The following is a 6,763-nucleotide window of genomic DNA, read 5'->3' as shown; positions in this document are numbered from 1 at the left end:
TGGCGGTTTTGCTGCACGACGTCGGCAAGGGGTCCGGAGGGGGACACGCCGAGGTGGGGGCGGAGCTATCGCGCACGGTGGCCAGGCGGATGGGGCTCTCCAAGGAAGACGGCGACCGGCTGCAGTTCCTGGTCCGGCAGCACCTGCTCATGGCGCACATAGCCCAGCGCCGGGACCTGCACGACGAGCGGATGATCATCCAGTTCGCCCGCCAGATGGAGAAGAGCGAGAACCTGAAGATGCTCTACCTCCTCACCTACGCCGACATAAAAGCCGTGGGTCCGGAGGTCTGGACCGAGTGGAAGGCTCTGTTGCTCCAGGAGCTCTACGAGAAGGCCTTCGCGGTGCTGGAGCGCGGCGACTTCAAACTGGAGGCGGCCGGCGATCGGGTCAAGCGCGTCAAACGTGCGGTATTCGACCTTCTGGCGGACGAGTACCCGCACCAGAAGATCAAGGACGAGCTGCAGGCGCTCACCACCCGGCACCTCCTCTCCTACAAGCCGGACATCATCGCCTCTCACCTGAAGACGCTCATCTCGCTGTCGGACACCCTGGTGATCCTCAAGTACGACCACGAGGCGGGCAAAGGGTACACCAACTGCACCGTCTGCACCTACGACATCCCGGGGCTCTTCTCCATGATCACCGGGGTGATGGCCGCCAACGGCATGAACATCCTGGGTGCCCAGATCCACACCAACACGAACGAGAAGGTGCTGGACATCCTGCAGGTGAACTCGCCGCAAGGCTTCGTGATTACCGACGAGAACCGCTGGGCGCGGCTGCAGTCCGACCTGCGCGACGTGCTGTCCGGAAAGGTGCGGGTGGGTTCCCTGGTGGCCAAGCGCTACCGTCCGAGCATCCTGACCGAGAAGGCGAAACCGACCGTCCCTGCCCGGGTGGAGATCGACAACGAGGTGTCCAGCGATTACACCGTCATCGATATCTACGCCCACGACAAGGTGGGGCTCCTTTACAGCATAACCAGCACGCTCACCCGGCTTGGTCTTTACATCGGCGTCTCCAAGATCTCCACCAAGGTCGACCAGGTTGCCGACACCTTCTACGTCAAGGACATCTTCGGGCAGAAGATCGCCGACCCGCTCAAGCTGGAGGAGATCCGCGCCGAGCTTCTGGGCGCCATCGACAAATAGTGGACCGCTTCATCGATCTTTTCCTGAACTACCTCCTGGTGGAGAAGGGGGCCGCCGCCAACACGGTGGCCGCCTACAGCCGCGATCTTGCCCGCTACCTGGGCTTTCTCGGCGACCGTGCGCCTGGCGATGTGAGGGCTGCCGACGTTGCGGCGTATCTGGCCAAGCTGAAAACCGAAGGGATCTCGCCGCGCAGCAGGGCCCGCGCGCTGTCTGCAATGAGGATGCTGCACCGCTTCCTGGTCACCGAAGGTTACTGCGACACCAATCCCACCGCGATCATCGAGGCTCCCAAGGGGATCCTGAGGCTACCCAAGGTGCTGAGTGCCCGGGAGGTGGAGGCGCTGCTGGCCTCTCCCCTTGATACCGGAGCCATCGAGGTCCGGGACAAGGCGATGCTGGAGCTTCTCTATGCGACGGGGTTGCGGGTTTCCGAGCTGGTAGGGCTGAAGACCGGCGAAGTGAACGTCTCGGCCGGCTACCTCATGACCATCGGCAAGGGGGACAAGGAGCGGCTGGTCCCTATGGGGGAGAGCGCCTGCCGGGCGGTGGCCCGCTACCTGGCCGAGGCGAGGGACGATCTTTTGAAGGAAGGGAGCAGCCAGCGGCTGTTCCTGACCCGGCTGGGTGAGGGGATGACCCGCCAGTCCTTCTGGAACATCATCAAGAAACGGGCGCTGCAGGCGGGGGTCCGCACCAGCATCTCGCCGCACACCCTGCGCCACTCCTTCGCCACGCATCTGCTGGAGAACGGTGCGGACCTGAGGAGCGTGCAGATCATGCTGGGACACGCCGACCTCTCCTCGACCCAGATCTACACGCACGTGACGCGGGAGAGGTTGAAGAAGCTGCACGGGGAGTTCCATCCGAGAGGGTAAAGCAGGACCCGATCTTGCGCCCGATTCCCCACTTCCGAAGGGGGAGGGGCAGGGGAGGGGGAGCTCTGCCGGCACAGTGATTAAGCCTCCCCAGCGATTGCAACGGTGTTCCCCCTCCCTAACCCTCCCCCTTCGGGAGCGGGGATGTCGGACTTTGCGGGCGGTCAACTTAGAGTGCGATGGTGCCCTGGATGGGTGGCTGCGGGGATCCGGACTGAGGATGTTTAAGTAATTTAGAAGGAAACGAACCGAAGTAAAAAAATCGGAAAAAAGGACTCTTTAAAATGAAGTATGTAGTGCTGTTAGGCGACGGGATGTCGGATGAAAGAATAGAAGGTCTGGGGGGGAAGACCCCTCTGCAGGCGGCCAAGACGCCGAACATGGACTTCATGGCCAAACGTGGTGTGCTGGGGCTGGCCCAGACTGTGCCGGCCGGCTACCCGCCGGGAAGCGACGTGGCGAACCTCTCCATGTTCGGTTACAACCCGGTCGAGTGCTATACCGGCCGCTCCCCGCTGGAGGCGGCCAGCATGGGCGTCTCGCTCGGCCCCGACGACGTGGCCTTCCGCGTCAACCTCGTATCCCTCGACGCCAGGGGTGGGCGGCTCATCATGGAGGATTACTCGGCCGGTCACATCTCGACCGCCGATGGCCGCGAGCTGGTCGAGGACCTGCAGCGCCAGTTGGGCAACGACGAGTTCTCCTTCTATCCCGGCGTCAGCTACCGTCACCTGATGGTCTGGCACAACGGCAAGACCGCCATCCAGGCCACTCCCCCCCACGACATCACCGGCCAGGATATCCTCAACTTCCTGCCGCAGGGGGAGGGTGCCGATAAACTCATCTACCTCATGAACTGCTCGCAGATGATCTTCAACAACCACCCGCAGTACAAACGCCGCGCCGCCGCCGGCGAGCTTCCGGCCAATTCCATGTGGCTGTGGGGGCAGGGGAAGGCACCGGCCATGGGACGCTTCCACGAGAAGTTCGGTCTTTCTGGCGCGGTCATCTCAGCGGTCGACCTCATCAAGGGGATCGGCGTCTATGCCGGCCTGGATATCATCAACGTCCCCGGTGCCACCGGTTACCTCGACACCAATTTCAAGGGGAAGGCGGATGCCGCCATCGAGGCCCTGAAGAATAAGGACTTCGTCTTCGTCCATGTCGAGGCTCCGGACGAGGCTTCCCACTCCGGCAAGCTTGCCGACAAGATCCAGGCCATCGAGTGCTTCGACGAGCAGGTGGTGGGGCCCGTGCTGGAAGGGATCAAGCAGTTCGGCGACTACCGCATCCTGTGCGCCCCCGACCATCCCACGCCGGTCTCCATCATGACCCATACCTCCGACCCGGTTCCCTTCCTTATCTACAGCGGTGAGGAGAAAGAGAAGGCGGGTGTGGCCGGCTACGACGAGATCTCCGCCGCGGCCACCGGCTACAAAGTCGAGGAAGGCTTCAAGCTGATGGAGTTGCTGCTGGGCAAGTAGGTCGTGGCACTGGCAGGCGAGCCAGACGGTCCGGTATGCTGAAGAGGGCGGCGAGTAACTTCGCCGCCTTTCGTTTTGTCTCTGGCCCACCATCCTCCACTCACTCGACTCTCCTTCTCCTTGAAGGAGAAGGGACGTGTGACGGAACTCCTCCCTTATCTGTTCTGGTGAATGTGGCTGGACATTTTTTGTCCGCCGTCCTCTTTGTAAGACACATTCCCGTTGACAAAGCAGTCGTGAAGCTGGTTTAATTGCCCTTTTAGGACAATCCCATCCCGTATGCCGCAGGGGCAGCCGGGACCATTACCAAGCTCCAGGAGGAATGAATGAATCCATTGGCCGTGGAATTAAACGAGTCTCTAGCGCAGCACAACCCGCACGTCTTGGAGATGCTGTCCGATCTCGGCAAGAACCTGTTTTTCCCCAAGGGCATCCTGACCCAGTCTGCTGAAGCCAAGGAGAAAGCTCACAAATTCAACGCCACTATCGGGATCGCTACGGAAAACGGCGGCCCCATGTTCCTTTCCTGCATCCAGGACAAGCTGTCCTCCTTCGATCCCAAGGACATCTACCCCTACGCTCCCCCCGCCGGCAAGCCGGAGCTCCGCTCGCTCTGGCGCGAGAAGATGCTGCGCGAGAACCCGAGCCAGCAGGGCAAGCACTTCAGCAACCCGATCGTCACCAACGCCCTCACCCATGGTCTCTCCATCGTGGCCGACATGTTCGTCGACGAGGGTGACCACCTGATCCTGCCGGACATGCTGTGGGGCAACTACAACCTCACCTTCGGCACCTGCTCCGGCGCCATCGTCAAGAAGCACCCGACCTTCACCGTCACCGGCGGCTATGACATCGACGCCTTCAAAGCGGTGCTGCGCAACTCCGCCGAGGAGAAAGGGAAGGTGGTCGTGCTGCTCAACTTCCCCAACAACCCGAGCGGCTACACCCCGACCGTCGAGGAAGGTGATGCCCTGGTGGCCGCCATCAAGGAAGTCGCCGAGGGTGGCTGCAACGTGGTCGCCATCACCGACGACGCCTATTTCGGCCTCTTCTATGAAGATAGCCTCCAGGAGTCGCTGTTCGGCAAGCTCGCCAACCTCCACCCGCGCATCCTGGCCGTCAAGCTGGACGGCGCCACCAAGGAGGAATTCGTCTGGGGCTTCAGGACCGGTTTCATCACCTTCGCGGACGGCAACAACTACGAGAACGCCCCGGTGCTGACCGCGCTGGAGAAGAAGGCAATGGGCATCATCCGCGCCCGTATCTCCAACTGCCCGCACCCCTCCCAGACCTTCGTCATCGAAGCGCTGCGCTCGCCGCAGTTCCTGGCCCAGAAAGAGGAGAAGTTCCAGATCATGAAGGGTCGCGCCCTCAAGACCAAGGAAGTGCTCAACAGCGGCAAATACGACAAGGCCTGGGACTACTACCCCTTCAACTCCGGCTACTTCATGTGCCTGAAGCTGAAGACGGTGGAGGCCGAGAAACTGCGGGTGCACCTGCTCGACAAGTACGGGGTGGGCGCCATCTCCACCACCAAGACCGATCTCCGCATCGCCTTCTCCTGCATCGCTGAGCAGGACATCCCCGAGCTCTTCGACATCATCTACCAGGGTGTCAAGGACCTCACCCCCGAGCTGTAAATGGTAGGGAGCTTCTCCGGCACGGCCGGCGGGGCTCCCCCTCCCTGACCCTCCCCCTTCGGGAGAGGGGATGACAGTTGAGATGGATAAGATGGGAATGAAAAGGCCCACCGGTTTTCGCCGGTGGGCCTTTTTGCTGGCTGTTTCCAGCTAGTCGATCATCTTGCCGATGCTGCCGAAGCGGACCCGGAACTTGTCGCTGTCCCAGGACCAGTACTTGATGAAGGCGAGTCCCTTGATCTTGTCCAGGCTGACGAAGCCCCAGAAGCGGCTGTCGTAGGAGCGGTCGCGGTTGTCGCCCATCACGAAGTAGGAGTTGGCCGGCACCTTGATCGGGTCGGTGAAGTCGCGCGGGTTCATCTCCTTGGGGATGGTGTCCGGCTCCTTGTGCACCTCGTGGGGATTGGCGTACAGCTTACCGTTCACGTAGACACGCTTGTTGATCACCTGCACGGTGTCCCCGGGGGTGCCCACCACGCGCTTGATGAAGTCCTTGGAGGGGTCCTCCGGGTACTCGAAGACGATGACGTCGCCCTGACGCGGATCGCGAAGCTTTAACAGCCGGGTGTTGGTAAAGGGGATCTTGGCGCCGTAGACGAACTTGTTGACCAGGATGTGGTCGCCGATGGCGAGGGTGTCCTCCATGGAGCCGGAAGGGATCTTGAAGGCCTGCACGATGAAGGTGCGGATGACCATGGCCAGGAGGATGGCGATCAGGATCGATTCCACGTACTCCCTGACGATGTGCTTCCCCTTGTACGGCTTCGCTTGAGGCTTTTCGGGTTGCTCCTCGCTCTGCATGGATTTCTCGGCAACCGCGTCCTTATACTCTTCCATTCGATGATTTCCTTTTTTTAATCTGGGGCTTTGGCGTCCGGGATGCTACCCTTCGACCTTCAGGATGGCCAGGAACGCCTCCTGCGGGAGTTCGACGTTGCCGACGTTCTTCATCCGCTTCTTGCCTTCCTTCTGCTTTTCCAAAAGTTTCCGTTTCCTGGTGATGTCACCGCCGTAGCACTTGGCGAGCACGTCCTTTCTGAGGGCCTTGACCGTCTCGCGGGCGATGACCTTGGTGCCCACCGCGGCCTGGATGGCGATTTCGAACATCTGGCGGGGGATCAGTTCCTTCATCTTGGAGACCAGGTCGCGTCCCCGGTAGTAAGCCTTGTCCTTGTGGATGATCAGGGAGAGGGCGTCCACCACCTCGCCGTTGATCATGATGTTCAACCGTACCAGATCGCTCTGCCGGTAGTCCAGCATCTCGTAGTCGAGCGAGGCGTACCCCTTGGTGATCGACTTGAGGCGGTCGTAGAAATCGAGCACCACCTCGTTGAGCGGCAGCTCGTAGACCACCATCACACGGGTCGGGGTGAGGTACTTGATCTCCCGCTGCACGCCGCGCTTCTCCTCGCACAGGGCCAGGATGCCACCCACGAAGTCGTTGGGGACGTGGATGGAGGCCAGGATGAAGGGCTCCTCGACGTAGGCGATCTCCTGGGTGGCGGGGAGCTGGTTGGCGCTCTGGATGGTGATCAGGGAGTCGTCGGTCCTGTGCACCTTGTAGACGACGGTAGGCGCGGTGGTGATCAGCTCCAGGTTGAACTCGC

6 protein-coding genes are annotated in these 6,763 nt (G+C 61.3%); 4 read left to right on the top strand and 2 right to left on the bottom strand.

Features of this window, described 5'->3' with window-relative positions:
• The 4 genes from VJ604_RS03700 to VJ604_RS03685 all read left to right on the top strand — a co-directional run.
• A partial coding sequence (locus tag VJ604_RS03700) for an HD domain-containing protein (protein WP_324080030.1) occupies positions 1 to 1,154 on the top strand: 1,154 nt, incomplete at its 5' end.
• The gene (xerD, locus tag VJ604_RS03695) at positions 1,154 to 2,032 is read left to right on the top strand and encodes a site-specific tyrosine recombinase XerD (protein WP_324080029.1); all 879 of its coding nucleotides are present in this window, start codon (positions 1,154 to 1,156) and stop codon (positions 2,030 to 2,032) included. The genes VJ604_RS03700 and xerD, both read left to right, overlap by 1 nt.
• Positions 2,033 to 2,316: 284 nt before the next feature.
• Positions 2,317 to 3,516, top strand: a complete 1,200-nt coding sequence (locus tag VJ604_RS03690) for a cofactor-independent phosphoglycerate mutase (protein ID WP_324080028.1) — start codon at positions 2,317 to 2,319, stop codon at positions 3,514 to 3,516.
• 326 nt (positions 3,517 to 3,842) lie between these two features.
• The gene (locus VJ604_RS03685; protein ID WP_324080027.1) at positions 3,843 to 5,156 is read left to right on the top strand and encodes an aminotransferase class I/II-fold pyridoxal phosphate-dependent enzyme; all 1,314 of its coding nucleotides are present in this window, start codon (positions 3,843 to 3,845) and stop codon (positions 5,154 to 5,156) included.
• Between the two features lie 150 nt (positions 5,157 to 5,306).
• Here the strand turns inward: VJ604_RS03685 and lepB are convergent, their stop codons facing one another.
• Together lepB and VJ604_RS03675 are read right to left on the bottom strand one after the other, a co-directional pair.
• Entirely contained in the window at positions 5,307 to 5,993 is a 687-nt protein-coding gene (gene lepB, locus VJ604_RS03680) for a signal peptidase I (protein WP_324080026.1), read from the bottom strand.
• Between the two features lie 45 nt (positions 5,994 to 6,038).
• Positions 6,039 to 6,763: elongation factor 4 family protein (locus VJ604_RS03675; RefSeq protein WP_518517901.1), on the bottom strand; the 725-nt coding region annotated here is incomplete at its 5' end.

Origin of the sequence: Geomonas sp., assembly GCF_035254065.1 — a bacterium.
Lineage (GTDB): Bacteria > Desulfobacterota > Desulfuromonadia > Geobacterales > Geobacteraceae > Geomonas.
The sequence above is the reverse complement of the archived record's forward strand: the minus strand, read 5'-3'. Positions and strand labels throughout refer to the sequence as shown.